Source organism: Streptomyces sp. 4F14, assembly GCF_048159485.1.
Classification (GTDB): domain Bacteria; phylum Actinomycetota; class Actinomycetes; order Streptomycetales; family Streptomycetaceae; genus Streptomyces.
The window spans coordinates 1-358 of record NZ_JBLRVY010000266.1 but is presented as its reverse complement, the minus strand read 5'-3'; the positions used below and the strand labels follow the sequence as shown (position 1 = coordinate 358).

Genomic DNA, 358 nt, shown 5'->3' with positions numbered 1-358 from the left:
GACTTGATCCCAGCCAGGGCGTCGTCCTCGATATCCTGGATGGCGTAGATGGTGTCGTAGCCCAGGGTCCAGAAAATGCCCGAGGCGTAGAGCAGCATCGCCGGCCAGGCGATCTCGCCGGTGGCGGCGGCGTAGCCCAGAAGGGCGCCCCAGTTGAAGGTCAGGCCCAGCCAGGCCTGCGGCCACCAGGTGATGCGCTTCATGAACGGATAGGCGGCGACCAGCAGCAGCGAGGCGACGCCCAGGGCGATGGCCACGGGGCCCAGCGTCACCAGGATCAGGAAGCTGACCAGGCTGCAGCCGACCAGGAAGGCCCAGGCCTGCTTGAGGCTGATCTGGCCGGACGGGATCGGCCGGC

The 358-nt window shown here is 68.2% G+C and carries 1 protein-coding gene; it reads right to left on the bottom strand.

Annotated elements, in window-relative coordinates; all coding sequences use genetic code 11:
* A partial coding sequence (locus tag ACLZOT_RS50640; RefSeq protein ID WP_416976074.1) for a UbiA family prenyltransferase occupies nt 1-358 on the bottom strand: 358 nt, incomplete at both ends.